Consider the following 25,985-nt stretch of genomic DNA (forward strand, 5'->3'; position numbering starts at 1 on the left):
CTCTTGCCGCATAAAGCACAGCGCGCTATGCAGGCGCGAAACCATCACCAGGAGTTCCGCCAATGACCGACCTGCCGGGCATCGTGATCACCGGGGCCTCTGGCCGCATGGGCCAGATGCTGATCCGCACCCTTGCCGATAGTCCGCGCGCGACGCTCATCGGCGCGCTTGAGCGTCCCGGACACGCCTGGATCGGGCAGGATGTGGGCCGCGCCATGGGCGGGGCCGAGATGGGTGTGACTGTGACCGACGATCCGCTCGAGGTAATCGCACGCGCCCATGCGGTGATCGACTTCACCTCCCCCGCGGCCACGCGGGAGTTCGCCACGCTGGCCGCTCAGGCGCGGGTCGTGCATGTGATCGGCACCACCGGGCTCGACGCGGACGACCTCAAACATCTAGACGCCGCAGCGCGCCACGCTGTGATCGTGCGCGCAGGCAACATGAGCCTTGGTGTCAATCTGCTCACCCAACTGACCAAGCGCGTGGCCGCCGCCCTGGACGAGGATTTCGACATCGAGATCGTCGAGGCACATCACAATCAAAAGGTCGATGCCCCCTCCGGCACAGCACTCATGCTGGGCGAAGCGGCGGCAGAGGGGCGCGGGGTCGCACTCGACCGTGTGAGCGACCGCGGCCGCGACGGCATCACCGGCAAACGCACGCGCGGGCACATCGGATTTTCGGCCATTCGCGGCGGCGATATCGTCGGTGAACATGACGTGATCTTTGCGGCGGCAGGCGAGCGGATCGTGCTGCGCCACATCGCCACCGACCGCGCCATTTTCGCGCGCGGGGCGCTCAAGGCCGCGCTCTGGGGGCTGGGGCGCAAACCGGGTAGCTATGACATGATCGACGTTCTGGGCCTCGGCGAAAACTGATCCGATCCCGGCGCTCTCGCGTATCCAGTTCAAACCACTTTTGGTCTGGTGTCCCGATGCGCGTTCTTTCTGCTGCCCTACTGTTTTTCGGACTGGCCGCCCCTGCCATGGCAGAGGGCTTTGCCCCCGTTACCAAACGCGACCGGTTCGTGTCACTGATCGAAGGGCGGGACCTGACCCGCTTTGGCATCACCCTGAACGTAACCTCTGATGGGCAGATCAAAGGCCGCGCCTTTGGTCGTGACGTCACCGGCGCATGGCGCTGGAATGGCGATTACTTCTGCCGAGACCTCTATTGGGGCAAGATGGACCTTGGCCCGAACTGTCAGGCGGTGCGCCTGAATGGCGACACGATCCGCTTCATCTTGGATCAGGGCACGGGACAGTTTGCGGATCTCTACCTGCGCTAGGCCGGCGCATGCTTAATCCAGAGTAGTCGCGTCAAGCTCTCACCGCGTTCAACAGCTTGTCGGGATTGCGCATGATGTAGATCCAGTCGATCTTGCCCGAGCGGTCCAGCGTCAGCGTATAAAGCACATCCTCCGCTCCCCCTTCGAGAATCGCAAGCGCGGGCGCACCGTTGGCCTGCACCCACCGCGGCACCGCAGGACCGGCCTTTGCCGCGACCGCAAGGATCACCTGCGCCACCTCCGACGCCCCCATGAGCGACCGCAGCGCCGCGCGCGCCTTGCCGCCGCCATCGCTGATGGCTGTGACATCCGGCGCGAGCATGGCAAGTACCGTGGCGTGATCCTGTGCCATCGCCGCCTGCGCAAAGCGTTCAAGTGCTACCCGAACCGCGCCCTCGTCTGGCGCGAAACGCGGACGCGCGGTCCTCAGACGCGCGGCGGCACGACTTACCATTTGACGACAGGCGGTCTCACTGCGGCCGAGCGTGGTCGCGATCTCGGCATAATCGGCATCAAACACGCGCCGCAGGAGGAACGCCGCGCGGTCCTCTGGGCCGAGCCTTTCCATCGCCCATAAAAGAGCAAGGTGGCACTCCTCGGCCAGCGCCATTTGCGTCGCGCCATCGGCCTCGTCCACCTCGGCGATGATCGGTTCGGGCAGCCACGGGCCGACATAGTGCTCGCGCCGTGCCCGCGCGCTGCGCAGCGCGTCCACCGCCAATCGCGTCGTCACCTGCCGCAGCCATGCGCGCGGCGCCTCAACCGTTGCCGCATGCGCGGACCAGCGCAGCCACGCGTCCTGAACCACGTCTTCGGCCGCAGCGCGCTCGCCCAGCATCCGGTAGGCCAGTGCCGTCAGGTGCGGGCGCTCGGTCTCGAAGATATGCAGCGCGTCACCGGTCATGTATCTGCCCTCACAACCGCGATGTCCTTTTCACCCAGCCTGATCGCATGGCAGGCCGCGCCATGACCCAGCCCGCGCTTGAGCACTGGATAGACCCGTCCCGAGGCGGCGGCGAACGCTGCGGCGATGGCCGCACGCGACCCGTGCCGCTGAACGATCTCGGCACGCAATGCCTCGGCATCCTCCGCCCCCTCGATCGCCGCCTCTGCAAAGCAAAAGCCAAGCCCCACCGCCCCCGCCGCCGCGAAATCGCGCCTCAGGCAGGCCGCCAGACACAGGGGGTCCACCCCCTTCGCCAGCGCATCATTGCACACAAGCTGCGCGCAGGGGCCGCAATCGCCGTCCAACACCGAAGCAAGGATCGCGCCCGCCCAGATATCGGGATCAGGCCCGGTCAACCGGCTCAACGCAGGCAGGAATAGATAGCGCAGCCCTGCACCGGGCCATGCATCGGTCATCTCCTGAAGGTAGGTCGTGTCATAATCATTGAGCCGCGCAAAGCGTCGAAACCCGATGTTCAGTAGCCAGCGCATCATGACCTGCCCTCCGGTGTCTTGATCCTTAGGCACAAAGCGGCGGTCAGCGCAATCAGCCCGGGCAGCACAGTGGCGACCAGCTCGCCCGCCCCGCCATGCGGCCCGTGATCAACCGCCTCGGCAAGGTGCAATCCGCCGTGCAGCAGTGGGAATCCGGCCCCCGCCAGCGCCACCCGCCAATCGCGCAGCACCGCCCCGACACCCAGTGCCAATGCAGAGGCCACAAAGGCAAGACCCACGTCGCGGAAAAAATGAATGTTGAACGCGCCGGTGTCGGACACGCCGGGAATGGTGGCGTAGAATCCCCCGGGCGAGACCACGAGCCAAAGCCCGATACCCCCGCACCACGCCGCCACAAGAGCTATGAAAGATCGCGTCATTTAGCACCTCCTTGTCCCGTAAAGACGAAACGGAAGGCCAAGTTGTGACAGGCGATGTTGAAAAAGAGCGGGGATCGGGGGCTATCCCGCCCGGTTTAGAAATCGATGGCGAGGCCCTTTTTCTCCCAATCGCCATAGCGTACGGGCTCCAGCCCCTCGCGCCGCCCCCCCAATTCGCGGGGCAGGTCCAGGGCATCGGCGGCCTTGCGCCGTGCCTCGGCCTCTGTCAACGCCCGTTGCGCAGCAGGGGGCAGATCGCGGATCGGGGTGCTGTCATCATCGGTCATGGTCGGGCTTTCCTTGGCAAGACCCCCCTGATATATCGCACAGCCAACCCCTCGCCAAGGACATGGCCCATGAAAAAGCACACCGCCACCGCCCGCTCAGCCGCGGCGCATCTGCTCGACCGCGTGCTGGGGGATGGACGGCTGCTCTCGGATCTCATCGCCGGGGGTGCGCTCGACCCGCTCAGCCCCGCCGACCGCGCACGCGCGCAACGGCTGGCCTCTGAGACGCTGCGCGGGCTGGCGCGCGCCGACCGCCTCTTGTCCCGCCACCTGCGCAAGACACCGCCTTTGCCCGTCTATAACGTGCTGCGCTTGGCCACCGTCGAACTGGCGCAGGGCGGCGAGTCGCATGGCGTGGTCAATGCCGCCGTTGACATCGTGGGTCAGAGCGCGCGGCACGCCAATCTCAAGGGGCTGGTCAACGCCGTGCTGCGCAAACTGGCCGACGAGGCACCGCGCAGTTGGAACGACCTGCGACTGCCCGGCTTGCCCGACTGGCTGCGCGGTCCGCTGGTCGAGGCCTGGGGCAAGGCGGCCGTTACCGCCATGGAGCGCGCGCATTTCGCCGGGGCCGCCCTCGACATCACCGTGAAATCCGACCCCGAGGGTTGGGCCGAAGCCCTGGGGGCCACGCTTTTGCCCACCGGCTCGCTGCGGCGCACCGATCCGGGGCAGGTCTCGGCCCTACCCGGCTATGCCGAGGGCGCGTGGTGGGTGCAAGATGCGGCCGCCGCCCTGCCGGTGCAGGTGCTGGCCCCCAAACCCAGCGAGCAGGTGCTTGACCTCTGCGCCGCGCCTGGCGGCAAGACGCTGCAATTGGCGGCGGCGGGCGCACAAGTCACAGCTCTCGACCTGTCAGAGCGCCGCATGACGCGAGTGGCCGAAAACCTCTCCCGCACCGGCCTTGCCGCCACCTGCCGGGTCGAGGACGCGCGCACCCATCAGGGCGGTCCCTATGATGCCATTCTGCTTGACGCACCCTGTTCCGCGACCGGAACCATCCGGCGTCACCCCGACCTGCCTCACGCCAAGGACGGCTCAGACTTTGGCGCGCTTATCAGCTTGCAAGCCGAGATGCTCGACCATGCGCTGACCTTGCTGAAGCCCGGCGGGCGGCTCGTGTTTTGCACCTGTTCGCTCTTGCCCGACGAAGGCGAATGTCAGGTGGAAGAGGCGCTGGCACGTCACCCCGGCCTGCGCGTCGATCGGGTCGCCTTGGAGCATCCCGGAATTGACCCGGCCTGGATCACCGAAGAGGGCGGGCTGCGCCTGCGGCCCGATTACTGGGCAGACCTGGGCGGAATGGATGGATTCTACATCGCCTGCCTGCGATTTTAACTCCCCCAGCCCCTTCAAAGAAACGGTGACTTGACCACACCCCACCGCTATAGTGCCTCCATCAACGCCGAAAGAAGCGTCCAGAGGCACGGCATATGTCCACATCCGATCCCTTGCCAGAACGCTGGCCAGAGCGCTGGTCGCGCCTGCTGAACCGCGTGGCGGCACGCCGAGCCGCTCTCAGCCGTCCCGCCACCGCCTTTCTGTCGCAGCCAGAACCGCGCAGCATCGGCTACCTTGCCCGTGGCCGACAGCTCTGCGCCGGGAATTTCGTCTTTGCCGGGCACTTGATCGAAGCCCCCGACACCGACATCTGGGATCTTGATCCGCCCGACGCAGCCTTTGCCGCGCAATTGCACGGCTTTGGCTGGCTCGACGATTTGGCGGCAGCAGGCGACACCCCGGCGCGCGCGCGCGCGCAAGCCTGGCTTTGGGCTTGGATCGATCGCTACGGCAAAGGCACCGGACCGGGCTGGACACCGGACCTGACCGGCCGGCGATTGATTCGCTGGATCAGCCAAGCGCTCTTCGTGCTCAGCGGTCAACCCTCAGAGGCCTCCGCCCCCTTTTTTCGGTCCTTGGCACAACAGACGGCATTCCTGTCCAGGCGCTGGCAGGCCGCCCGCCCCGGCCTGCCCCGGTTCGAGGCGCTGACGGGCCTCATCTATGCCGGGCTGTCGCTTGAGGGGATGCAAACACATCTCGACCCGGCGCTGACGGCACTGGCACGAGAATGCTCCGACCAGATTGACGCGCAAGGCGGTGTGCCCACGCGCAATCCCGAGGAACTGCTCGAGGTTTTCACCCTGCTCACCTGGGCCGCCATGGCCCTGAGCGAATCCGGTCGAACCGCAGGCGAGGCGCATTGGCGCGCGATCGAGCGCATTGCCCCCACCCTGCGCAGCCTGCGCCATGCCGATGGTGGTCTCGCGCGCTTTCACGGCGGCGGGCGCGGGTTGGAAGGGCGGCTCGACAGCGCATTGGCCACCAGCGGGGTCAAGACGCGGCGCATGGACGGGTTGGCCATGGGCTTTGCCCGGCTTGGCGCGGGCCGCACCAGCGTCATCATAGACGCGGCACCGCCCCCCACCGGCCCGGCCTCTGCCGGGGCGCATGCCTCAACCCTCGCGCTCGAACTGACCTCGGGGCGGCGCCCGCTAATCGTCAGTTGCGGCTCGGGCAACAGCTTTGGACCAGACTGGCGACGCGCGGGCCGCGCCACGCCCTCGCATTCGACACTTGTGCTTGCCAATGGATCCAGCGCGCGGCTCAGCAACGACAAACGCCACCCCGAATGGCTGAGTGAAGCCCCGCGCAATGTGCCGGTCAACCTGACCAAGGCCCCCGACGGGCTGCGTTTCGAAGGGGCGCAGGACGGCTATCGGCGCAGCCATGGCCTGACCCATGTTCGGCAACTCGATCTGACCTCGGACGGCCGTGGGCTTGCGGGCGAAGACATGCTGCTCGCCATCGAAGAGATGGACAAGCGCCGCTTTGATCGCGCCCTTGACGACAGCCGAATGCAGGGCATCACCTACGATATCCGCTTTCATCTGCACCCGGATGTCGACGCATCGGTCGATATGGGCGGTGCGGCGGTGTCCCTGGCGCTGCGCAGCGGCGAAATTTGGGTCTTCCGCAGCGACGGGCGCGCCGCTTTGTCCTTGCAACCAAGTGTGTATCTTGAAAAAACGCGGCTCAAACCGCGTGCGACCAAACAGATCGTTTTATCCGGCCGCGCGATGGACTATGCGACCCATCTGAGATGGTCACTGGCCAAGGCGCAAGATACCCCGGTCGGCATCCGCGATGTCGAGGAGGAGGCGCTTGATCCCGTGGCCGACGACTGAACCGACAAGGCAGGACCGCCCGACATGACCGATCAAGCGCCCATCACCCGCGCCCTTCTCTCCGTTTCCGACAAGACCGGGCTTCTTGAGCTCGGTCGCGCATTGGCTGAACGCGGGGTCGAACTCCTGTCCACCGGAGGCACCGCCAAGGCGCTGCGCGACGCGGGGCTCGCGGTGCGTGACGTGGCCGAGGTGACAGGCTTTCCCGAGATGATGGACGGGCGCGTCAAGACCCTGCATCCGATGGTGCATGGCGGCCTTCTGGCGCTGCGCGACAACCCCGAGCATCAGGCGGCGATGCAGGCGCATGGCATCGGTGCCATCGACCTTCTGGTCGTCAACCTCTATCCGTTCGAGGAAACCGTGGCGCGCGGCGGCGACTATGAGACCTGCGTCGAGAATATCGACATCGGCGGCCCGGCGATGATCCGCGCCGCATCCAAGAACCACGGTTTTGTCACCGTGGTGGTGGATGTGGCCGATTACGCGCCGCTTCTGGCGGAACTTGATGCGCATGACGGCCACACGACACAGGCGTTCCGGCAGCGTCTGGCACAGATCGCCTATGCCCGCACCGCCGCCTATGACGCGGCGGTCAGCACTTGGCTCGCAGGGGCCATCGGCGAGGCCGCACCCCGCCGCAGCGCCTTTGCCGGAACGCTGGCACAAACGCTGCGCTATGGCGAAAACCCGCATCAGGCGGCGGCCTTCTACACCGATGGCTCAGAGCGCCCCGGCGTGGCCACCGCCCGGCAGGTGCAGGGCAAGGAACTGAGCTACAACAATATCAACGACACTGACGCAGCCTTTGAACTGGTGAGCGAATTTGCCCCCGCCGATGGCCCCGCCTGCGCCATCATCAAACACGCCAACCCCTGCGGCGTGGCGCGCGGCGCGACCCTGCTCGAGGCTTATAAACACGCCTTCGACTGTGACCGCACCTCCGCCTTTGGTGGCATCATCGCGCTCAACCAGCCGCTCGATGCCGCCACCGCCGAAGAAATTGCCGAGATTTTCACCGAAGTGGTGATCGCCCCCGGCGCAGACGCCGGTGCCATGAGTATTTTTGCCAAGAAGAAGAACCTGCGCCTGCTCTTGACAGACGGGCTGGCCGATCCTGCCACCGCAGGTCGGATGATCAAACAGGTCTCGGGTGGCTATCTCGTGCAGGACAAGGACAACGGCCGTATCAACGCAGCCGATCTCAAGGTTGTGACCAAACGCGCGCCCGATCCGCGCGAACTGGAGGATCTGCTCTTTGCGTGGAAAGTGGCGAAACACGTCAAATCCAACGCCATCGTCTACGTCAAGGACGGGGCCACCGTCGGCGTGGGCGCAGGCCAGATGAGCCGGGTCGATAGCTGCCGCATCGCGGCGCGCAAGGCGGTGGACATGGCCGAAACCCTCGGGCTGGCCGCGCCCTTGACCCAAGGCAGCGTCGTGGCTTCGGATGCGTTCTTTCCCTTTGCCGATGGGCTGATGACCGCCGCCGAGGCGGGTGCCACCGCCATCATTCAGCCCGGCGGCTCGATGCGCGATGACGAGGTGATCGCGGCGGCAGATGCGGCGGGGTTGGCCATGGTCTTCACCGGCATGCGCCATTTCCGGCACTGACGCGCCGATGCGGATTGTATTCTGGACGGCGTTCTGGGTTTTCCTGCTGGATCAGGCCACAAAGTATCTTGTGGTGCATATGATGGACCTGCGCAGCCTCGGTTCCATCGACCTCTGGCCGCCGTTTATCAATCTGCGCATGGCGTGGAACTACGGCATCAACTTCGGGATTCTGGCGGGCGATGATCCGCTCACCCGGTGGGTGCTGATTGCCGTGGCGCTGGTCATCTCGGGCGCGGTTCTGTGGTGGGTGCATAACGAACCCTTGGAGCGCTGGCACCGGTTCGCCGCCGGGCTGCTGGTGGGCGGCGCTCTCGGCAATGTGATCGACCGGCTTATCTATGGGGCGGTGGCGGATTTTCTCAACATGTCCTGTTGCGGGATTTCCAACCCTTATGCATTCAACGTGGCCGATATCGCCGTGTTTGCCGGTGCCTTTGGCATGGTTCTGCTGCCTTCGGGCAAAAAGCCCTCGTGACCTTGCGCATTGAATGCGATAAAGCTCCCATGACCTTGCAGGAGAGTGGCGATGACGATGCCGCGAAAGACAGTTCTGACCTTTCTTGTGGCCACGCTCGTGGCCGGGTGCGGCGGGCGCGACGACGTCACGCTCAGCAAGATTCGTCATACCGGAAACGGGCCTGACGAGTTTTCCATAATTCCCGGCAAGCCCTTGCAAACGCCCGAGGATCTGGCCAGCTTACCCGCGCCGAACCCTGGCGGCAGCAACCTCACCGATCAAAATCCCCTCGCCGATGGCGTGGCCGCCCTTGGCGGCAATCCGGCAGGCGGGGTCGCGAGCAACGGCGCGCTTGTCAATCATGCCAATCGTTTCGGGGCCACCACCCCGGCCATCCGCCAGACTCTCGCCGCCGAGGACAAAGCGCTGCGTCAGGCGCATGGCCGCGTCGATGTGCTGCGCTTCCTGCCGGGCGACGATTACGTGCAGGCCTACCGCCGCGAATGGCTGGATGCCTATGCCGAAGAACGCTACCTGCGCAGTCGTGGCGTGGTAACACCGGCGAGTCCGCCCCCGCCAGAGTGAACGCCACCCCGCTTGAAACGGCGCGGCCAAGGCGTATCTACCAAATCAAACGCGACATAGACCGGAGACCGTATATGCGACACTTCCTCGCCGGGCTGACGCTGGCCCTTTTGCCGTTTGCTGCCCCGACATCGGCCTCGACTGCCGATCAGGTGACGCATTTCACGCTCGACAACGGGCTTGATGTGGTGGTGATCGAGGATCACCGCGCGCCCGTGGTCACGCAGATGCTCTGGTATCGTGCCGGGTCCGCCGACGAGACACCAGGCGTGTCGGGTGTCGCGCATTTCCTCGAACATCTGCTCTTCAAGGGCACCGAGACCATGGCACCGGGCGAATTTTCCGCCACCGTGGCGCGCAACGGCGGCTCGGACAACGCCTTTACCAGCTATGACTATACCGCGTATTTCCAACGTATCGCCGCCGATCGTCTTGAGCTGATCATGCGGATGGAATCGGACCGCATGACCAATCTGCAACTGGACGAGGCGGACATCCTGACAGAGCGCGACGTGATCATCGAAGAGCGCAATCAACGGGTCGAAAACAGCCCCGGCGCGCTGTTCCGTGAACAAAAGAACGCGATGCAATATCTCAATCACCGCTACGGCGTGCCGATCATCGGATGGCGACACGAAATGGAGGCGCTCGATCTCGACGCGGCGCTTGATTACTACCGGACCTTCTATGCCCCCAACAATGCCATCCTGATCGTCGCGGGCGATGTCACCCCCGTGAATGTGCGCGCCTTGGCCGAAACCTATTACGGCCCCATCCCCGCCAATCCCGCCCTGCCCGAACGCGCCCGCCCGCAAGAGCCACCGCAACTGGCGGAACGCCGGATCACCATGCGCGACGCGCGCGTCTCGCAACCCTATGTCACCCGCTCCTATCTGGCACCCGAGCGCGACAGCGGCGCACAGGAAAAAGCCGCGGCACTGACCCTGCTTGCCGACATTCTGGGCAGCGGTCAAACCTCGCTTCTGGCCGAAGAACTTCAGTTCCAGACCCAGACAGCGGTGCAGGTCGGCGCGTCTTATTCGGGCCTGTCGCTCGATGACACCACCTTTGACCTCTTTGTCGTGCCCGCACCAGGTGTCACGCTGGAACAGGCAGAGGCCGCGATGGACGAGGCTCTGATCACCTTTCTCGAAACCGGCGTGGATGCCGACCAGCTTGAGCGTATCAAGATGCAGTTCCGCGCCTCGGAAACCTATGCCCGTGACGATGCCGGGGGCTTGGCCCAGCGTTATGGGCAGGCACTGACCCAAGGCCTGACCGTGGCCGATGTGCAGGCATGGCCCGCTCTCATCCAGGCTACCACCGCCGAAGAGATCATGCAGGCCGCGCGCGATGTGCTGGACCGCACCCAATCCGTCACAGGCTGGCTTATGGCACCGGAGGTCACGCAATGATCCGTTTCGTTCTGAGTTTTGTTCTGCTGATGGCCGCTCTCCCCGCACGCGCAGATATCGACGTGCGGGAAATCACCACGTCCGGCGGACTGAATGCCTGGCTGGTCGAGGATCACTCGATCCCCTTCGTGGCACTCGAACTGCGCTTTCGCGGCGGTGGCTCTCTTGACCCCGAGGGCAAGCGCGGTGTGACCAATCTCATGGTCGGGCTTCTCGAAGAAGGTGCCGCCGAGATGGACGCGCAGGGTTTTGCCCGCGCCTCTGAATCCCTTGCCGCCGATTTCAACTATTCGGTCAATGATGACCGGGTCAGCGTCTCTGCCCGCTTCCTCACCGAGAACCGCGATCAGGCGATTGATCTTTTGCGCGCAAGCCTCGTGGAACCGCGCTTTGACCCGGACGCCATCGAGCGTGTGCGCGCGCAAATACTCTCGATTATCAACTCCGCCCAAACTGACCCGCGCGATATCGTGGCAAAGGCGTTTGACGGCCTCGTATTCGGCGATCATCCCTATGGATCATCGCTTGATGGCACGGTCGAGAGCGTGACCGCGCTCACGCGTGACGATATCGTGGCCGCATATCAGGGCGCTCTTGCACGGGACCGGATCTATGTTTCCGCCGTGGGCGACATCACCGAGGCAGAGCTTGCCGCTCTGCTCGACAGGCTTCTTGGCGACCTGCCCGAAACCGGCGCCCCCCTGCCGGGCGCGGCTGATCCCAACCTGCCCGGCGGCGTCAAGGTCACGGATTTCGCCACCCCGCAATCCATCGTGGCCTTTGCCCAACCCGGCATTGACCGCGATCATCCCGATTTCTTCGCCGCCTATATCCTCAATCATATCCTCGGCGGTGGCGGCTTTGAAAGCCGCCTGATGACCGAGGTGCGCGAGAAGCGTGGGCTGACCTATGGTGTCTATTCCTACCTTGCCGACAAGGACGCGGCCCAGCTTTGGATGGGGTCCGTCGCCTCTGCCAATGACCGTGTCGCCGAGGCGATCAGCGTCATTCGCGCGGAATGGGCGCGGATGCACACCGACGGTGTCACCCCCGAAGAGCTGGAAAACGCCAAGACCTATCTGACCGGCGCCTATCCCCTGCAATTCGAGGGGAACGGCCCCATCGCCGACATCGCCGTCGGCATGCAGATGGAGGGGCTGCCCACCGATTACATCACCACCCGCAATGACAAGGTGAATGCCGTCACGCTCGAGGACATCAACCGCGTCGCGCGCGACCTCCTTGATCCCGAGGCGCTGACCTTTGTGGTGGTGGGTCAGCCCGAAGGGCTGGACAGCACGCTCAACTGACCCCGCCGCCCTGACGCAATCCCACCCGCGTCAGGGCCGCATCCAGGGGGGCCTTGTCCGGCAGATTCAGCCGCATCGGCAGGCTTAAGACCTTACGCCGAAACGCCTCTGGCAAACGCACGGCATCCTCTTCCGTCGTGACCAGTTGCGCCGCCCGCAGGTAGGCCTCGCGCTCCAGCCGCGCGAGCAGGGCCGAGCCATAGGCCTCCTCTGTCGCCAACGCCTCAAAGCGCACAAGCTCTGCCCCAAGCCCGCGCAAGGTGGCAAAGAAGAGCCCAGGATCTTCGCCCCCCGCAAAGGCCAAAAGCCGCGCCCCCTCCCACTCCATGCCGGTGGGCAGCGGGCACAGCTCCCCCAGCATCCTTGGCATGTCGAGCCGCGCACGCCAAAGCTCTGCAAATCGCTCTTGCGCGGCGCGCGGCCCGACCGGGATCAGCAGATCAACCCGCGCCAGCGTAGCCTCCAGAGGTTCCGCAAGCGGCCCCGCCGGGCGACAGCGTCCGTTGCCGAACCCCCGCACCGCATCGACCACGCCAATGGATACATCCTTGACCAGCGCCGGATCGCGCAGCCCCCCCATCATCACGAGACAGTCGGCCCCGCCTTCAGCCAAGGCCACCCGCGCGCCCGATGCCCAGTCGGGCGCAACCCAGGTCGGCGCGAAATCCGCAGCCAGCAGCGCAGCCGCCCCAACCTCTGCCGCCCCATGGCGGCGCGGCTCTACCCGGAGCGGTCCTGACCCGCCCCGCGCAAGGATCACAGGCGCAAACCCCAACCGCTGTATATGCCCGACCACCGCCAGCACCGCAGGCAACGCGCCCACACCCCCCGCCGCCAATGCATCGACCGAGATCACCGGCACCGGCGCACGCCAGCCCTCGCCATCCACCCGCTTGCCGCGCGCCCGCCAGTGCGCCCAAGGCGTCAACAACCGCGCGCGCAGGCCGGGTCGGTCCGGTGGCGTGAACCAATGCGCGGGCATGCTCATCGCGCGGCGTCCAGCCGATCCAGCCGATCCAGCAGCATATCCTGAATCCGGTCGGTCACCGCCGCCCCGCGCGAGGCCACGTCCCAGGCCGCATGGGCCATCACCGCCGCCTGATCCGGTGCAATCAATCGCTGAACCGCCGCCGTGAGCGTTGCGCTGTCGCGCACGATCCGCGCCGCCCCGGCCTCGGCATAGCGCGAATACCGGTTGAGGTAGCGGCCAACGTTGGGGCCATAAAGGATCGCCGATCCATGCGCGGCAGGCTCGTTGGGATCGCGCCCATGCTGGCCCGAGACCAGCGACGAGCCCATGAATGTCACCGGGGCCAGGCGATACCACAGGCCCATCTCGCCCCGCGTATCGGCCAGAATTACCTGCGTTGTCTCGCTTGGCATTTCGCCTTCGGACCAGACCGCGACCCGCCAGCCCTGCGCGTCCAGCGTGGCGCGCATCCCGGCGCAATCCTGCAAATCGTCCGGCACCACGATCAGAACGCTACGATGCGCCAGACGGCTCACCTCGCGATGGGTCTCCAGCACGGTTGCCAATTCATCGCGATGGATACGCGACGCCAGCCAGATCGGGCGACTGCGCAAGAGGCCCGCCATCTCTTCGCGCTCGGCGGCACTAAAGGGTAGCGTCATCGCCCCTTCCTGAAACGCGCCCGTCACGGTCACAATCCGCTCGGGCGCCCCAAACCGGCGGACCAGCCGCGCCGCCGCTTCGGTTCGTGTCAGGATTTCCGTAAACAGCCCCAACACCGCGCGCGGCATGTCGGGAAACCAGCGCCAGCTTGCCCGATCCAGGTTCTCTTCATCGGCATCGACAAGATAGAGAGGAATGTTCATGCGCGCGGCACAAATTAACAACGCAGGCCGCAAATCGCCCCCGGTCCAGAGGCATATATCAGGCCGCCAATGGCCCAGAAATGCCTCGGCGGCGGGCAGGTTGTCCTCGGGCACCGTCTGCCAAACGACCGACGCCGCCGTGTCGGTGCGCGCGGGTGTCGTGCTCGCCGTGGTCAGCAATAGATGAAGACCCCGCCTCTGCGCCGCCAAACGCTCGGCCAGATGCACCAGCGTATCGGCCCTTGCGGCATCGACCGCATGCGCCCAGATAAGCGGCCCCGGCGGGCGCGCCTGATCCGGCGCAGGCCCTGCGCGCCCAGCCCGGCGCGCATAGGCCAGATAGGCCGAGAGGCTGAGCGACCGGCTCATACCATCGCCCCGTCAATCGCCGCAAGAGCAGGCGCAATCAGGCTCTCGGGCGCGATCCTCTCAACCGGCACGCCAAGCCCACGCAGCGCAACGGCATAGCTCTCAGCCGCGTCACCCGACGCGACCAGCCCCACATTCTGTCCCAGCCAATAGGGGCGCGCTGCCGCCAGTTCCGCCGCCAAAAGGTGACCCGTCAGCGCCGTCGCAGACCCGCGCACCTCAGCCCCACGCAGATACGCCGCCAGACGCTCCGGGCGGCTCAACGTATCGGCCAGGGCCACATCACAAGGCTCTGCGGCGCCCCCCAAGAGCCGCACCAGCCTTGGCGTCATGAAACTCTGGCAACTGATAGCCTCGCCCGCACTCAGATGCACCCAATGGCTCAGGTCGCGCCCGACCACCCACGCCACACCGTCCCATTGCGTCCGTCCCTGCAAGAGCCCGATCAGCAACAGACGCACCCAGGCGTCGATGACATCGGGCGGGTTGTCCTGCACAAGCGGTGCCAGCCCCCGTGCACCCTGCGGCATGATCTGTGCTGGCAGGCGATCCCCCTGTCCTTCTCCAACCCGGAAAATCCTGTGCGGCATCGATGCCAGCATGGCCCGCGCAGCCGACTCATCGGGCGCCGTGGCCTCTTGAACAATCCGCGCACCCTGCATCACAAAGGCGCGCGCCCTCTCTCCGTCATGGCCGATGACGGCCCAGTCGGTCATTGCCGGCGTTCAAGCTGCGCCACGAGACCGGACATATCATAGCCCGCCTCGGCGGTGGCGCGCAGGATTTCATCCCCACCCAGATCGTCAAACCGCGTTATGCTCCACAGCATCGTGCAGCGCGTGCCGGTCCGGCAATAGGCAAGGATGGGCTTGGGCATCTCATCGAGTGCGGCGCGAAACTCATCCAATGCGGCCTGTGTCATTTGCCCCGACACAATAGGCACCCACCGCACCGCAAGCCCCGCCGCCTCTGCTGCGGCGGCAACGGCATCATAGGCCGGTTGCCCGTAATCCTCGCCATCCGGGCGGTTGCAAAGGATCGAACGATATCCGGCATCGACAACAGCGGCCACATCCCCCACCTCGATCTGCGGGGATACGGTAAAATCTTGGGTGATCGGGCGCAGGTCCATAAGGCTCTCCAGCAGGGTTTGCCCCATCTATGCGCAAATCCCGATCCGGATTCAATGGCACACACGCGGCAGTGACAGAGCAGCGCGCGGCGATACGTCACGCGCAGACCTCAGCACTAAAGGCGAAGATTCTTGCAGCACATCCCGATTTTTGCCGAAATTTACGGCATTCGGCCTGCAAATCCGGGAAATCCGGGAAAACCGCAGACGTAACCTCTGGTAGAGTAGACTACCGGGCAACGTCTGGATGCCCGGACAAGTAACAACAACAGCGAGGGAGATCCTGTCATGTCTGGAAAATTCGTCGTCGGCTACGACGGCAGCGTGTCATCGCGGCGCGCCTTGGAATTCGCGGTAGAGCGCGCACGCGCACAAGGCGGCACTATCGTGCTGGCACATGTGCTGGAATGGTCGCCCTATTCCTTCCTGACGGCCAGCGAGTTGGAGGAACGTCACAAGCGCCGCCGCGAAGAGATGGAGCGCGCAGAAAAGGCGATCACCTCAACCGTCGTTACGGAACTGAAGGACAGCGGCATGCCGGTTGAAACCGTAATCCGCTATGGCAACACCGCCGATCTGCTCTGCCGTATCGCCAAAGAGGTGAACGCCGTCCAGATCGTCATCGGACGTGATGGCCAGTCGGCGATCGGCGCGCGGGTGTTCGGTTCGGTCGCCGGTGCGCTTGTGCAGACGGCCCCGGTGCCCTGCACCATTGTTCCATAACAGCAAGAAACAACAGGGATAACAAAAATGACTCGATACGCATTTCCTGCGGCGGCGGTCGGGGCGGCGATGCTCGCCATGCCCGCTCATGCACAATCCGTTGATGAAAAGGTCAACCAGATTTTCGCCGATTCAACCGGCTGGTTCGTCAATCTGATCTTTTCCAACTTTCCGGGCACTTCCTTTCCGTGGATCGTGGCGTGGCTTGTGATCGGTGCCACCGTGTTCACGCTCTATTTCGGCTTTATTCAATTCCGCGCGATCGGTCATTCCATCGCACTGGTCAAAGGCGACTATTCCGACCCCAACGATGCCGGCGAAGTCAGCCATTTTCAGGCGCTCGCCACCGCCCTGTCGGGCACCGTGGGCCTTGGTAATATCGCAGGCGTCGCCGTCGCGGTCAGCATCGGTGGCCCCGGCGCGACCTTCTGGATGATCCTTGCGGGCCTCATGGGCATGGCGTCGAAATTCACCGAATGCACCTTGGGCGTGAAATACCGCAACGAATACCCCGACGGCCGCGTCTCGGGCGGCCCGATGTATTACCTGACCAAGGGCTTTGCCGAACGCGGCCTGCCCGGTGGCAGAATCCTCGCCGTGATGTTCTCGATCTTCTGTATCCTCGGCGCGCTCGGCGGCGGCAACATGTTTCAGGCCAATCAGGCGCATCAGCAGATTGCCGGCATCGTCGGCGCTTATCCGGGCTGGATCACCGGCGTGATCTTTGCCGGTGTGGTCTTTGCGGTGATCGTGGGCGGCCTCAAATCCATCGCCAAGGTGACCGAGAAAATCGTGCCCTTCATGGGCATCCTCTACGTTGGCACGGCGCTGATCATCATCGCGATGAATGCCGATCAGATTGGCTGGGCCTTTGGCCAGATCTTCGAAGGGGCCTTTACCGGGCTGGGCGTTGCGGGTGGCATGGTCGGCGCGCTGATCCAAGGCTTCAAGCGCGCGGCCTTTTCCAACGAGGCCGGCGTCGGCTCCGCCGCCATCGCCCATTCGGCGGTGCGCACCAAGGAACCGATCACCGAAGGTTTCGTGTCGCTGCTTGAACCCTTTATCGACACGGTGGTGATCTGCACCATGACCGCGCTGGTGATCATCATCACGGGACAGCTGGTTGCAGGATCGGATGGCAACTACCTGCTCAACGAGGCGGGCACGGCGATCCAGACCGTCGGCGGCACCTCCGGCGTGGGTCTCACCTCCGCGGCCTTTGGCAGCGCAATCAGCTGGTTTCCTTATGTGCTGGCCATTGCCGTCGTGCTCTTTGCCTTCTCGACCATGATCAGCTGGTCCTACTACGGGCTCAAGGCCTGGACCTACCTCTTTGGCGAAGGCGAGACCAAGGAACTGGTGTTCAAGGTGATCTTCTGCATCTTCGTGGTGATCGGTGCGGCCGCCAACCTCGGCCCGGTGATCGACTTTTCGGATGCGGCGATCTTTGCCATGGCGGTGGTCAACATCATCGGGCTCTATTTCCTGATGCCCATCGTCAAACGCGAGCTTGACAGCTATCTCAGCCGCCTGAAGTCCGGCGAAATCAAGAAGTTCGAGTAACTTTTCACCCGATTTGACAATCATGGGGGCCGGCGGACATCCGCTGGCCCCTTTGGATTCAGGGAGATCATGCATAGATAAATGTCAGAACGACACGACGATTTCCCTCAAGGAGGACCAGTTATGGACAAAGAGACATACCAGAAAAAGCTGCACGCCCAACTCGATCAATGGAAAGCCGAAATCGACAAGCTGCAAGCCCAGTCGCGCGAGGCTTCTGCCGACATGCAGATCAAGTATCAGGATCAAATCAAAGAGCTGCGCGAAAAACGCGCCGAAATGGCAGCCGAGTATGACAAGATTGAGGCCGCCAGCATCGAGGCGTGGAAAGATTTCAAGACCGGCGCCGACGAGGCATGGGATAACATGTCAAAAGCCATGAAGTCAGCATGGGGTCGGTTTGGCTGACGACTGCCAAGCCTCTTCAATTTCCGTCACGCAAGCGCCATAACAGGCGCTTGCGTGCTTTTTCAGAGGTAGAATTGCCTGCTCAGGCCGCCGCAAACCCGGCATCGAGCGCCGACAGGATCACGTCGATTTCAGCTTCGGAAATCACCAGGGGCGGCGACATCAGGATGTTATGCGCCCCCAGACGCACCATCGCGCCTGCCTCATAGGTGGCCTGATGCACCCGCTTCATGGTCGCGGCATCCATCGGCGTTTTCTTGGCGCGGTCGCTGACCAGCTCGATCCCCATCATCAACCCATGGCCGCCACGCACATCACCGATGATGTCGTATTTTTCGGCCAGCTTCTTGACCCCTTCATAGAGCTGCGTGCCGCGCACGGCGGCATTGCTCTTGGTATCCAGCCGCAGAGTTTCCGACAGGCACGCCACCACGGCCGCCGCGCCCACGGGATGCGCCGAATAGGTATAGCCGGTCCAGATGCTGCCTTCCGGCCCCGCCTTTTCAAAGACGTCGGCCACCTTGTCGCCCAGAACCACACCGCCCACCGGGAAGTATCCGCTGGTAATGCCCTTGGCGATGGTCATCATGTCGGGCTTGACGCCCCAGTGCCGCGCGCCGGTCCAGTCGCCGGTGCGCCCGAACCCGGTGATCACCTCATCCGAAATCATCAGGATGCCGTAGCGGTCGCAGATCTCGCGCATAAGCTTCATGAAGGAGGCATCCGGCACGATCACCCCGCCCGCGCCCTGAATGGGCTCCATGATAAAGGCGGCAATGGTCGAGGGGTCCTGAAACTCGATCTCATCCACCATGGCCGCGGCAATCTTCTGCGCCAGTTTGGCCCCATCGGTCTCGTCATAGGGATTGCGATAGGTATAGGGGCTGGGCAGGTGATAGCATCCCGGCAAGAGCGGCTCATAGGTGATGCGGAAGCGGTTGTTGCCATTGACGCTCGCCCCGCCCCAATGGGTGCCGTGATAGCCCTTTTTCAGGCTCAGGAACTTGGTGCGCGTGGGTTCCCCCCGCAGGCGGTGATATTGCCGCGCCATGCGCAGCGCCGTGTCCACGCTATCCGACCCACCAGAGGTGAAAAAGACGCGCGTCATCCCATCTTCGGCAAAGAATTCCTGCACCGCATAGGACGCCTCGATCGCCGCGGGATTGGTGCTACCGGCAAAGGCCGAATAATAGGGCAACTGCCAGAGCTGATCGGAAATCGCCTGTTTCACCACATCGTTGGAATAGCCGAGGTTGACACACCAGAGGCCCCCCACCGCATCCACCGGATCATGCCCGTCAATGTCGGTGATCCGCACACCTGAGGCGCTCTTGATGATCTTGGGCGCGTTGGCCTGCTGCTCGCCGGGATGCCCCATCGGGTGCCACAGGTGGCGCGCGTTCATCTCACGCAGGAAATTGTCGTCTTTCATGGGGGTGCTCCGGCATTGGTGGGAATTTGATCAAATTCTGCCACCGCCGCGAGAGACTGTCCAGAGGGATTAAGGGGCCGGAACACCAATCCCGGCCCATCCCACGTGGCGGATCACTCCGCCAGCTTTTCCTCGATGATGGCCTTGAGATCGTCATAGGCCATATTGGAATATTTCTGCTCGTTGATCACCAGGGTCGGGGTCGACTCGACCGCATCCGCCTCGGCGTTCTGCTGATACCAGGCCACAAGCGCCTTGGCCTTTTCGGTGTCGTTCAGGCAGGCCTCGACCGCATCCGGCTCCAACCCCGCGACCTTGCCGATGCGGCGCAGGTTGTCGGCAATCGCGGCGGGCTCGCCTTGGGTCCATTCGCGCTGCTGCTCATAGAGCATATCAGAGATGCCAAAGAATTTCTCGGGCCCGCCGCAGCGCGCCACCATCGACGCCCATAGGCCGAACCGGTCAAAATAGACATCGCGATAAATGAAATGGATCTTGTCCGTGTCGATGTAATCGGCCTTCAATTGCTTGAGCGGCCCTTTGTGGAAATTCGCGCAATGCGGACAGGTAAAGGACGCATATTCGATGATCGTGACCTTGGCATCCTCTGGCCCCATCGTCATTTCGACGATCTGCGACGTATCGGGGGCGGCCTCTTGTGCCACGGCGGGGCCTGTGAGCATGGCAAGGGCCAGCGCCCCGGTTGCGATCATGTGTTTCATGTCTTTATCCTTGGTCTGATGGGTCGGTCAGTGTTGCTGCTTGGTTAACACGTTGCGCGCCAGCCTTTCCAGCGCGGCCCGCAACCCGTCGTCTGTGACAGGCGCGGCAAGGCTCGTGGCGGCCTCGAGTGTCTCGGGCGGCACGGCGGGCGCCGGCGCCACCTTGGGCCGATGTGAGAAATCCACCTGCCCCTCGGCAAAACCCACGGGGGCTGTCTGGGTGATACGAATACGCGCAATCGCATTGTAGCCGTAAACGGCATTGACCCGCTCGCGCAGCTTTTCCTTTTGCATCTCCAGCATTGGGGCCTGCGCGCCGGTCGTGAGCAACGTGAGCGTTGCCCCCATCCCCTGCCGCGCATAAGAGACCTCGACCGGGCGGGCAATGGCCGCGATGTCCTCGCCCACCACTTCGGCCCAATGGGTCAAGAGCCGCGATTGTGCGAAGCCACGGCTCTCCGAGGCGCGGCGGATGCTGGTCTGCAGCAACGCCGAGGTGCGTTTGAACCCGTATGTCGCGGCCTTGCGGCTGGTCATGGTTGGCGCTCTCCTCATTGGCGCTAATCTATGGCATGTGACAGGGGATACCAGAGCAGATTGCGAGGCAGAGGGATAAACTATGCGTTATTTCGCCGAGGCTGAGAGCCTTCTCGCGTGGTATGATACCCATGCCCGCGACCTGCCATGGCGGATCAGCCCCGCCGCCCGAGCAGGCGGCGCGCACCCCGATCCCTACCGCGTCTGGCTCAGCGAAGTGATGCTGCAACAGACAACCGTCGCGGCGGTCAAATCCTACTTCCTGCGATTCACAACGCTCTGGCCCACCGTTGCCGATCTGGCGGCGGCAGAAGATTCTGCCGTGATGGGCGAATGGGCGGGCTTGGGCTACTACGCCCGTGCCCGCAATCTCCTGAAATGCGCCCGCGCGGTCGTGCGCGATCACAACGGACGCTTTCCCGACACGCTCGACGGCCTGCGCGCGCTACCCGGCATCGGGCCCTATACCGCCGCCGCCATTGCCGCCATTGCCTATGATCAGCCGCATGTGGTGGTGGACGGCAATGTCGAACGGGTGATGGCGCGGCTCCATGACATCCACACCCCCCTGCCCACCGCCAAGCGCGAACTGACCGAGGCCGCTGCCCGCCTCACGCCCCGCTCGCGCCCCGGTGATTACGCACAGGCGGTGATGGACCTTGGCGCCACCATCTGCACGCCCAAATCCCCCGCCTGCGCCCTCTGCCCCTGGCGCGCGCCCTGTGCCGCCCACGCTGCAGGCACCGCCGCAGACCTGCCGCGCAAACTGCCCAAGACGGCCAAACCACTGCGCCATGGTCACGCCTATGTCGCCCGTCGCGCCGACGGCGCATGGCTGCTCGAGCGCCGCCCCGACAGCGGCCTCTTGGGCGGGATGCTGGGCTGGCCCTGCAGCGATTGGGGCGACACCCCATCCCCCGCCCCGCCCATTGCCGCCCACTGGCAGGAGCTAAATGCCGAGGCCCGCCACACCTTCACCCATTTCCACCTCCGCCTCCGCGTCCACGTGGCGCTTCTGCCAGAGGATGCGACACCAGGGCGCGGCCAGTTCCTGCCTGACGCAACGTTTCGTCCCGCGGAATTGCCTACCGTCATGCGAAAGGTCTTTGACCTTGCGCGGGCTGCGCTAAACTCTTCCGCGTGATAAGCCGTGATATGTAAGTGTAAACTGCACAGGACACCCCCATGATCCCCGCCGCACAGGTTGCCCAACTGCACCGCGCTTTGCCCTTCTGGATGTCTCTGCTCCTGTTGCCCTTGGGCGTTCTGGGCGCGCTCAACGGCGGCTGGACCGTTCTGCTGCTCCCGCTCACCACGTGGTATTTCTTCTCGATCCTCGACGCCTTTCTTGGGCTTTATACCGAGAATGCCGATCTTGAGACGCGCGAGGATCAATTGACCTGGTATCGCGCCATCACCCTGATCTGGGCCCCTTTGCAATTCGGGCTGCTCTATTGGCTGATCTGGTATGTCACCGGCCCCGGTGACGCCCATCTCAGCCCTCTGGAAACCATCCTGCTTTTCTTTGGCGTGGGGGTGATCACCGGCACGGTCGGGATCAACTACAGCCACGAGCTCATGCATCAGAAAAACCGGGGCGAGCGGTTCATGGGCGACATTCTTTTGGCGATGGTGCTCTATTCGCATTTCCGCTCCGAGCATCTGCTGGTGCATCACCGCTATGTGGGCACCCCCCGCGATCCGGTCACGGCGCGCTGTAACGAGGGGTTCCACCGCTTTTTCCCGCGCGTGCTCCGGCAAAGCTGGCACTCGGCCTTCAAGGCAGAGGCCGACATGCTCGCCCGCCGCAACCTGCCGTGGCATGACCTCAAGAACCCGTTTTTCAAATACTGGGCGCTGCAAGGGTTCATGGTCCTGCTGGCCGGGCTGATCGGCGGCTGGATCGGCCTTGCTCTCTTTGTCTGGCAGGCCTTCGTTGCAATCTGGCAATTGGAGCTGGTGAATTACATCGAACATTACGGCCTGACGCGCAAACATCTGGGCGACGGCAAATACGAGCATGTCCAACCGCGCCATAGCTGGAACGCGGCGCACAAGGCGTCGAACTGGCTCTTGATCAATCTGCAACGCCATTCGGATCATCACTACAAACCCGATCGCCGCTTTCCGCTCTTGCAGAATTACACCGAGGCGGACGCGCCGCAACTGCCCTATGGCTATCCGGTGATGACCTTGGCTGCCATGGTCCCGCCCATTTGGCGGCGGGTGATGAACCCCCGCGTGCGCCGCTGGCGCGAGATGTACTATCCCGAGATCACCAATTGGCGCCCCTACAACCGCGCGAGCAATCCTTTGCCGCGCTAAGGCTATGCGAAGCGGCGCGCGGACGCTGGAAAGAAGGCCGGAGCGGATGGCGTCTCATCGGGGTCACATCGCCCCGCCCCCCGAGCCGGGACCTCTACGCTGACTCGGCGACACTCCGGGTCAAGCCCGGGACGGGTGTGGTTTCGATGGGGCGCAACACGCCCTAGAATAGAATATCACGCCGCAACCTGATCGAGCAGATGCCCCGTCTTCACATAGATCAGACAGCCCTCGTCGGAATAGGGTTTGTGCTCTGACAGATGCGGGCTGCGCAGCCAGGTCCCCGCCGGGTAGCTGCCGTGCTCATCGGCAAAGGTGCCTTCGATCACGAATATCTCTTCGCCGCCCCAATGCCGATGCGGTGTGAACCGCGTGCCGGGCGCCCAACGCACCAGCGCCACATTCTCATTCACAGCCGTATGCAGCGGCAGCACGCTCAGCCCCTCAACCAGACCCGGGCGAAACGCGGCACGTTTCGTGTCAATGTGGAATTGCTCGGTATCGGACGTGTCAAACTGGTAGAGCTTCACAAGGATCGTGCAGCCGTCCTTGGTATGGGGCTTGTGACGTGTGCCAATCGGATTGCGCACATAAGACCCCGCCGGATAATCTCCACTCTCGTCGGAAAACACCCCCTCCAGGACAAGGAATTCCTCACCGCCATCATGGGTATGGGCGTCGAAATACGAATCCGGCGCGAACCGCACGATGGTGGTTGCACGCGCCACCTCATCCCCGATTCTGTCCAGCATCATCCGCTCGACTCCGGTCGCGGGGGATTGCACCCAAGTGTAATCCTCTGGCCGGATCACGACACGTTGGGAAAAATCTGCATTGATGCGCATAGCGGTCCTCCTGAGGGGTAGCTAGGCAGCGGACCGCCGAATTCAAGCCGCCTCGATCACCGCCCGTGCTTCGGCAAAAGACAACAACCGACGTGCTTTTTCGTCCCAAAGATGCAGCCGTGCATTGGCAAGGCTCTCGCGGATGGTCATCCGGTTGATCTGGGCCAGTTGGGCGTGATCCCGCAGCGCTTCGGGCAAACGGTAAAAAGGAATGCGGCTGTTGACGTGATGGACGTGGTGAATCCCGATATTGGCGCTCAACCATTGCAGCCAGCCGGGCAGCACATAATGCGAGCTGCCCTCAAGCGCGGCATCATGCAATTGCCAGTTTTCCTCGGCCTCCCAATGGGTCGTCTCGAACTGATGCTGCACATAGAAAAGCCACACTCCCGCCGTCGCCGCCAGAACGGTCGAAGGCAAAAAGATCAATAGAATCGGCATCAGCCCCCCGAACCACGCCACCAGCCCCAGCACCGCCACCAGAACAGCATTGGTCGCCATCGCGCTGACCCAATAGCGCGCCTTGCCCATGAACCCGAGCGGCAGGCGGTTCTCCAGCAAAAAGATATAGCCCGGCCCCAACCCGAACAGAACCAGCGGATTGCGATAGAGCCGGTATTTCAGCCGCTGAAACGGCGTCAGCGCGGCATATTCCGCCACCGTCAGCGTGTTTATATCGCCGATGCCCCGCCGCCCCAGATTGCCCGAGGAACTGTGGTGGATCGAATGCGAATGTCGCCACACATCATAAGGCGTGAGCGTCACAACCCCAAGCGCGCGACCCAGCCAGTCGTTCATCGACCGGCTCTTGAAAAACGCGCCATGGCCGCAATCATGCTGGATAGCAAACAGGCGCAACAGGAACGGCGCGGCGCAGAGCGCCAGAACGACACTCAACACGTAACTCAGCGACAGCGCCCACCACGCCAACCCCCAAAGGGCGAGAAACGGGCCAACCGTCACGCACAATTCAAACGCGGCACGCGGCGAACTCGGTTCGCGGTATTTCGCAAGGAGTTGCGCCCATTCCCTACCAGCGCGTGTTTCAGGTGGCAGCGGGGCGGGGTGGGTTTGATCGAGCATGTGCCTGTATTTTTTGGTAGCGATTGCCAAACTCATAGAGGATTGGCAGGCGTTTGCAAACGTTGCGTCACCTTGCCCCCTGCGCTATTTGACCACGTCTTGAAATATTTTTGACCCAACGTCACGCAAAAGCCCCGCAAGCCGGGCTTGCGGGGCTTTCGTAATGCATGAGGTCGCGACTCGATCAGCTCGTTTTCTTGCCCTTGACCGGGGCCCAGATCCGCTTGTTGGTCAGATAGAGCAGCACCGACAGGATGGTGAGGAAGATCACGCCGGTCAGGCCCGCATGCTTGCGCGCCATCATCTTGGGCTCCGCCGTCCACATCAGGAAGGCCGCGACATCCTCGGCCTCTTGTTCCAACGTGGCCGCGGTGCCGTCGTCATATTCGACATCGTCACCCCAGAGCGGCTGGCCCATGGCAATCCAAGTACCGGGAACCGTGTGGTGCCCATGCTCGTCCTTGCACTCTTCGGGATAGCCGCCCGCCGTAAAGGCCGCGTTATAGGTGCCGGGGAAATCCTCGGGCGCACATTCCGGCACTTCGTGATAGCCGGTCATCAGCGAGTAGATATACTCTGCCCCGCCCATCCCGTTGAAGAGCTGGCTCAGACCCGTGCCATAAGGGCCGTGAAAGCCCGCACGCTTCTTGGCCATCAGGCTCAGGTCCGGGGCCCCGGCCGAGGTCACAGCCGGGAAATGGTCGGTCGGCGTGGCCGTCCGGAAATCGTCAAGCTCCGGATCGAACACCTCGAACTGCTCGGAATAGGCAAAGACCTGATCCTCGGGCAGGTGCGGCCCACCCTCGTCGCCGAGGGTGCGCAGCGGCACATACTTCAGCCCATGGCAGGCCGCACAGACCTGCGTATAGACCTTCAGACCGCGCTGAAGCTGGTTCTGGTCGAACTTGCCGAACGGACCTTCAAAGGAAAAGGCGACGTCCTCGATATGCCCCTCGCCCCCGGCGGCCAATGCGCCGCCGGTCGAGAGGGACAGGGCCACAAGGGCCGCAATGCCTGTTGTCTTGAACATTGTCATCCGT

The 25,985-nt window shown here is 63.7% G+C and carries 28 protein-coding genes; 14 read left to right on the forward strand and 14 right to left on the reverse strand.

Annotation, left to right across the window (positions count from 1 at the left end):
* Positions 1-62 precede the first annotated feature (62 nt).
* Both dapB and AACZ65_RS14590 read left to right on the forward strand, forming a co-directional pair.
* Positions 63-881, forward strand: a complete 819-nt coding sequence (gene dapB, locus AACZ65_RS14585; RefSeq protein ID WP_297539769.1) for a 4-hydroxy-tetrahydrodipicolinate reductase — start codon at positions 63-65, stop codon at positions 879-881.
* A gap of 56 nt (positions 882-937) precedes the next feature.
* The gene (locus tag AACZ65_RS14590) at positions 938-1,291 is read left to right on the forward strand and encodes a dihydrodipicolinate reductase (protein WP_339672045.1); all 354 of its coding nucleotides are present in this window, start codon (positions 938-940) and stop codon (positions 1,289-1,291) included.
* A gap of 31 nt (positions 1,292-1,322) precedes the next feature.
* Here AACZ65_RS14590 and sigJ read toward each other — a convergent pair whose 3' ends face one another.
* The 4 genes from sigJ to AACZ65_RS14610 form a co-directional block, all read right to left on the reverse strand.
* Positions 1,323-2,195, reverse strand: a complete 873-nt coding sequence (gene sigJ / locus AACZ65_RS14595) for an RNA polymerase sigma factor SigJ (protein ID WP_339672047.1) — start codon at positions 2,193-2,195, stop codon at positions 1,323-1,325.
* A complete protein-coding gene (locus AACZ65_RS14600; protein ID WP_339672049.1) occupies positions 2,192-2,731 on the reverse strand; it encodes a hypothetical protein in 540 nt (179 codons plus the stop codon). Before AACZ65_RS14600 ends, sigJ begins: the two co-directional genes overlap by 4 nt.
* Positions 2,728-3,111, reverse strand: coding sequence for a hypothetical protein (locus tag AACZ65_RS14605; RefSeq protein WP_339672050.1), 384 nt, complete (start codon positions 3,109-3,111; stop codon positions 2,728-2,730). Before AACZ65_RS14605 ends, AACZ65_RS14600 begins: the two co-directional genes overlap by 4 nt.
* 95 nt (positions 3,112-3,206) lie before the next feature.
* Complete coding sequence (locus AACZ65_RS14610; RefSeq protein ID WP_339672052.1) at positions 3,207-3,398, reverse strand: DUF1674 domain-containing protein; 192 nt, start codon at positions 3,396-3,398, stop codon at positions 3,207-3,209.
* 69 nt (positions 3,399-3,467) lie between these two features.
* Between AACZ65_RS14610 and AACZ65_RS14615 the strand changes: the two genes are divergently transcribed.
* The 7 genes from AACZ65_RS14615 (at position 3,468) to AACZ65_RS14645 (ending at position 11,970) form a co-directional block, all read left to right on the forward strand.
* Positions 3,468-4,736 (forward strand): RsmB/NOP family class I SAM-dependent RNA methyltransferase, encoded by a 1,269-nt coding sequence (locus tag AACZ65_RS14615; protein ID WP_339672054.1) that lies wholly within the window; start codon positions 3,468-3,470, stop codon positions 4,734-4,736.
* Between the two features lie 95 nt (positions 4,737-4,831).
* Entirely contained in the window at positions 4,832-6,586 is a 1,755-nt protein-coding gene (locus AACZ65_RS14620) for a heparinase II/III family protein (RefSeq protein ID WP_339672056.1), read from the forward strand.
* A 24-nt stretch (positions 6,587-6,610) separates the two neighbouring features.
* Positions 6,611-8,200 carry a bifunctional phosphoribosylaminoimidazolecarboxamide formyltransferase/IMP cyclohydrolase gene (gene purH, locus AACZ65_RS14625; RefSeq protein ID WP_339672058.1) on the forward strand — a complete coding sequence of 530 codons (1,590 nt, stop codon included), beginning with the start codon at positions 6,611-6,613 and terminating at the stop codon, positions 8,198-8,200.
* A gap of 7 nt (positions 8,201-8,207) precedes the next feature.
* Entirely contained in the window at positions 8,208-8,678 is a 471-nt protein-coding gene (lspA, locus tag AACZ65_RS14630) for a signal peptidase II (protein WP_339672060.1), read from the forward strand.
* Positions 8,679-8,729: 51 nt separating this feature from the next.
* Entirely contained in the window at positions 8,730-9,245 is a 516-nt protein-coding gene (locus tag AACZ65_RS14635; protein ID WP_037273411.1) for a DUF3035 domain-containing protein, read from the forward strand.
* A gap of 74 nt (positions 9,246-9,319) precedes the next feature.
* Complete coding sequence (locus AACZ65_RS14640; RefSeq protein ID WP_339672063.1) at positions 9,320-10,660, forward strand: pitrilysin family protein; 1,341 nt, start codon at positions 9,320-9,322, stop codon at positions 10,658-10,660.
* Positions 10,657-11,970, forward strand: coding sequence for a pitrilysin family protein (locus AACZ65_RS14645; RefSeq protein WP_339672064.1), 1,314 nt, complete (start codon positions 10,657-10,659; stop codon positions 11,968-11,970). Before AACZ65_RS14640 ends, AACZ65_RS14645 begins: the two co-directional genes overlap by 4 nt.
* On the opposite strand, the gene AACZ65_RS14650 is transcribed toward AACZ65_RS14645, so the two are convergent.
* From AACZ65_RS14650 to AACZ65_RS14665, 4 genes are read right to left on the reverse strand one after another with little or no spacing between them, the layout of a single operon-like run.
* A complete protein-coding gene (locus tag AACZ65_RS14650; RefSeq protein WP_339672065.1) occupies positions 11,963-12,958 on the reverse strand; it encodes a tetraacyldisaccharide 4'-kinase in 996 nt (331 codons plus the stop codon). The two genes, AACZ65_RS14645 and AACZ65_RS14650, sit on opposite strands and share 8 nt — an antisense overlap.
* A complete protein-coding gene (locus AACZ65_RS14655) occupies positions 12,955-14,175 on the reverse strand; it encodes a glycosyltransferase N-terminal domain-containing protein (protein ID WP_339672067.1) in 1,221 nt (406 codons plus the stop codon). The genes AACZ65_RS14650 and AACZ65_RS14655 overlap by 4 nt, the downstream gene beginning before the upstream one ends.
* Positions 14,172-14,891: a 2-dehydro-3-deoxygalactonokinase gene (locus AACZ65_RS14660; RefSeq protein WP_339672068.1), complete on the reverse strand. Its 720-nt coding sequence runs from the start codon at positions 14,889-14,891 to the stop codon at positions 14,172-14,174. The genes AACZ65_RS14655 and AACZ65_RS14660 overlap by 4 nt, the downstream gene beginning before the upstream one ends.
* Positions 14,888-15,334, reverse strand: a complete 447-nt coding sequence (locus AACZ65_RS14665) for a TIGR01244 family sulfur transferase (RefSeq protein WP_102105947.1) — start codon at positions 15,332-15,334, stop codon at positions 14,888-14,890. Before AACZ65_RS14665 ends, AACZ65_RS14660 begins: the two co-directional genes overlap by 4 nt.
* A 261-nt stretch (positions 15,335-15,595) precedes the next feature.
* Here AACZ65_RS14665 and AACZ65_RS14670 point away from each other — a divergent pair, with 261 nt between their 5' ends.
* The 3 genes from AACZ65_RS14670 to AACZ65_RS14680 all read left to right on the forward strand — a co-directional run bounded on the left by AACZ65_RS14670 (position 15,596) and on the right by AACZ65_RS14680 (position 18,001).
* Complete coding sequence (locus tag AACZ65_RS14670; RefSeq protein ID WP_037273398.1) at positions 15,596-16,030, forward strand: universal stress protein; 435 nt, start codon at positions 15,596-15,598, stop codon at positions 16,028-16,030.
* A gap of 27 nt (positions 16,031-16,057) precedes the next feature.
* The gene (locus AACZ65_RS14675) at positions 16,058-17,593 is read left to right on the forward strand and encodes an alanine/glycine:cation symporter family protein (RefSeq protein WP_339672070.1); all 1,536 of its coding nucleotides are present in this window, start codon (positions 16,058-16,060) and stop codon (positions 17,591-17,593) included.
* A gap of 123 nt (positions 17,594-17,716) precedes the next feature.
* On the forward strand, positions 17,717-18,001 hold the full coding sequence (locus tag AACZ65_RS14680) for a hypothetical protein (RefSeq protein ID WP_037273393.1): 285 nt from the start codon (positions 17,717-17,719) through the stop codon (positions 17,999-18,001).
* 82 nt (positions 18,002-18,083) lie between these two features.
* Here AACZ65_RS14680 and AACZ65_RS14685 read toward each other — a convergent pair whose 3' ends face one another.
* The 3 genes from AACZ65_RS14685 to AACZ65_RS14695 form a co-directional block, all read right to left on the reverse strand.
* Positions 18,084-19,433 carry an aminotransferase class III-fold pyridoxal phosphate-dependent enzyme gene (locus AACZ65_RS14685; RefSeq protein ID WP_339672072.1) on the reverse strand — a complete coding sequence of 450 codons (1,350 nt, stop codon included), beginning with the start codon at positions 19,431-19,433 and terminating at the stop codon, positions 18,084-18,086.
* Between the two features lie 113 nt (positions 19,434-19,546).
* On the reverse strand, positions 19,547-20,155 hold the full coding sequence (locus AACZ65_RS14690) for a DsbA family protein (protein ID WP_339672074.1): 609 nt from the start codon (positions 20,153-20,155) through the stop codon (positions 19,547-19,549).
* A gap of 27 nt (positions 20,156-20,182) precedes the next feature.
* Complete coding sequence (locus AACZ65_RS14695) at positions 20,183-20,692, reverse strand: DciA family protein (protein WP_339672075.1); 510 nt, start codon at positions 20,690-20,692, stop codon at positions 20,183-20,185.
* Between the two features lie 82 nt (positions 20,693-20,774).
* Here AACZ65_RS14695 and mutY point away from each other — a divergent pair, with 82 nt between their 5' ends.
* The gene (gene mutY / locus AACZ65_RS14700) at positions 20,775-21,836 is read left to right on the forward strand and encodes an A/G-specific adenine glycosylase (RefSeq protein WP_339672077.1); all 1,062 of its coding nucleotides are present in this window, start codon (positions 20,775-20,777) and stop codon (positions 21,834-21,836) included.
* A gap of 41 nt (positions 21,837-21,877) precedes the next feature.
* On the forward strand, positions 21,878-23,017 hold the full coding sequence (locus AACZ65_RS14705) for an alkane 1-monooxygenase (RefSeq protein ID WP_339672078.1): 1,140 nt from the start codon (positions 21,878-21,880) through the stop codon (positions 23,015-23,017).
* Between the two features lie 176 nt (positions 23,018-23,193).
* On the opposite strand, the gene AACZ65_RS14710 is transcribed toward AACZ65_RS14705, so the two are convergent.
* The 3 genes from AACZ65_RS14710 to AACZ65_RS14720 form a co-directional block, all read right to left on the reverse strand.
* Positions 23,194-23,862, reverse strand: coding sequence for a cupin domain-containing protein (locus AACZ65_RS14710; protein ID WP_339672079.1), 669 nt, complete (start codon positions 23,860-23,862; stop codon positions 23,194-23,196).
* A 42-nt stretch (positions 23,863-23,904) separates the two neighbouring features.
* On the reverse strand, positions 23,905-24,945 hold the full coding sequence (locus AACZ65_RS14715; protein ID WP_339672081.1) for a fatty acid desaturase: 1,041 nt from the start codon (positions 24,943-24,945) through the stop codon (positions 23,905-23,907).
* A 184-nt stretch (positions 24,946-25,129) separates the two neighbouring features.
* The gene (locus AACZ65_RS14720; RefSeq protein ID WP_339672082.1) at positions 25,130-25,981 is read right to left on the reverse strand and encodes a cytochrome c1; all 852 of its coding nucleotides are present in this window, start codon (positions 25,979-25,981) and stop codon (positions 25,130-25,132) included.
* Between the last annotated feature and the right edge of the window lie 4 nt (positions 25,982-25,985).

Source organism: uncultured Roseovarius sp., from assembly GCF_963972555.1.
Classification (GTDB): Bacteria; Pseudomonadota; Alphaproteobacteria; order Rhodobacterales; family Rhodobacteraceae; genus Roseovarius; species Roseovarius mucosus.

Bases quoted from the DNA above. Each gene is read 5' to 3' on its own strand.
- AACZ65_RS14610 (WP_339672052.1), bottom strand. From the start codon at position 3,398: ATGACCGATGATGACAGCACCCCGATCCGCGATCTGCCCCCTGCTGCG.
- AACZ65_RS14710 (WP_339672079.1), bottom strand. From the start codon at position 23,862: ATGCGCATCAATGCAGATTTTTCCCAACGTGTCGTGATCCGGCCAGAG.
- AACZ65_RS14605 (WP_339672050.1), bottom strand. From the start codon at position 3,111: ATGACGCGATCTTTCATAGCTCTTGTGGCGGCGTGGTGCGGGGGTATC.
- AACZ65_RS14675 (WP_339672070.1), top strand. From the start codon at position 16,058: ATGACTCGATACGCATTTCCTGCGGCGGCGGTCGGGGCGGCGATGCTC.
- purH (WP_339672058.1), top strand. From the start codon at position 6,611: ATGACCGATCAAGCGCCCATCACCCGCGCCCTTCTCTCCGTTTCCGAC.
- lspA (WP_339672060.1), top strand. From the start codon at position 8,208: ATGCGGATTGTATTCTGGACGGCGTTCTGGGTTTTCCTGCTGGATCAG.
- AACZ65_RS14695 (WP_339672075.1), bottom strand. From the start codon at position 20,692: ATGACCAGCCGCAAGGCCGCGACATACGGGTTCAAACGCACCTCGGCG.
- mutY (WP_339672077.1), top strand. From the start codon at position 20,775: ATGCGTTATTTCGCCGAGGCTGAGAGCCTTCTCGCGTGGTATGATACC.
- dapB (WP_297539769.1), top strand. From the start codon at position 63: ATGACCGACCTGCCGGGCATCGTGATCACCGGGGCCTCTGGCCGCATG.
- AACZ65_RS14650 (WP_339672065.1), bottom strand. From the start codon at position 12,958: ATGAGCATGCCCGCGCATTGGTTCACGCCACCGGACCGACCCGGCCTG.
- AACZ65_RS14715 (WP_339672081.1), bottom strand. From the start codon at position 24,945: ATGCTCGATCAAACCCACCCCGCCCCGCTGCCACCTGAAACACGCGCT.
- AACZ65_RS14665 (WP_102105947.1), bottom strand. From the start codon at position 15,334: ATGGGGCAAACCCTGCTGGAGAGCCTTATGGACCTGCGCCCGATCACC.
- AACZ65_RS14660 (WP_339672068.1), bottom strand. From the start codon at position 14,891: ATGACCGACTGGGCCGTCATCGGCCATGACGGAGAGAGGGCGCGCGCC.
- AACZ65_RS14590 (WP_339672045.1), top strand. From the start codon at position 938: ATGCGCGTTCTTTCTGCTGCCCTACTGTTTTTCGGACTGGCCGCCCCT.
- AACZ65_RS14655 (WP_339672067.1), bottom strand. From the start codon at position 14,175: ATGAGCCGGTCGCTCAGCCTCTCGGCCTATCTGGCCTATGCGCGCCGG.
- sigJ (WP_339672047.1), bottom strand. From the start codon at position 2,195: ATGACCGGTGACGCGCTGCATATCTTCGAGACCGAGCGCCCGCACCTG.
- AACZ65_RS14705 (WP_339672078.1), top strand. From the start codon at position 21,878: ATGATCCCCGCCGCACAGGTTGCCCAACTGCACCGCGCTTTGCCCTTC.
- AACZ65_RS14600 (WP_339672049.1), bottom strand. From the start codon at position 2,731: ATGATGCGCTGGCTACTGAACATCGGGTTTCGACGCTTTGCGCGGCTC.
- AACZ65_RS14645 (WP_339672064.1), top strand. From the start codon at position 10,657: ATGATCCGTTTCGTTCTGAGTTTTGTTCTGCTGATGGCCGCTCTCCCC.
- AACZ65_RS14620 (WP_339672056.1), top strand. From the start codon at position 4,832: ATGTCCACATCCGATCCCTTGCCAGAACGCTGGCCAGAGCGCTGGTCG.
- AACZ65_RS14670 (WP_037273398.1), top strand. From the start codon at position 15,596: ATGTCTGGAAAATTCGTCGTCGGCTACGACGGCAGCGTGTCATCGCGG.
- AACZ65_RS14635 (WP_037273411.1), top strand. From the start codon at position 8,730: ATGACGATGCCGCGAAAGACAGTTCTGACCTTTCTTGTGGCCACGCTC.
- AACZ65_RS14640 (WP_339672063.1), top strand. From the start codon at position 9,320: ATGCGACACTTCCTCGCCGGGCTGACGCTGGCCCTTTTGCCGTTTGCT.
- AACZ65_RS14680 (WP_037273393.1), top strand. From the start codon at position 17,717: ATGGACAAAGAGACATACCAGAAAAAGCTGCACGCCCAACTCGATCAA.
- AACZ65_RS14690 (WP_339672074.1), bottom strand. From the start codon at position 20,155: ATGAAACACATGATCGCAACCGGGGCGCTGGCCCTTGCCATGCTCACA.
- AACZ65_RS14685 (WP_339672072.1), bottom strand. From the start codon at position 19,433: ATGAAAGACGACAATTTCCTGCGTGAGATGAACGCGCGCCACCTGTGG.
- AACZ65_RS14615 (WP_339672054.1), top strand. From the start codon at position 3,468: ATGAAAAAGCACACCGCCACCGCCCGCTCAGCCGCGGCGCATCTGCTC.
- AACZ65_RS14720 (WP_339672082.1), bottom strand. From the start codon at position 25,981: ATGACAATGTTCAAGACAACAGGCATTGCGGCCCTTGTGGCCCTGTCC.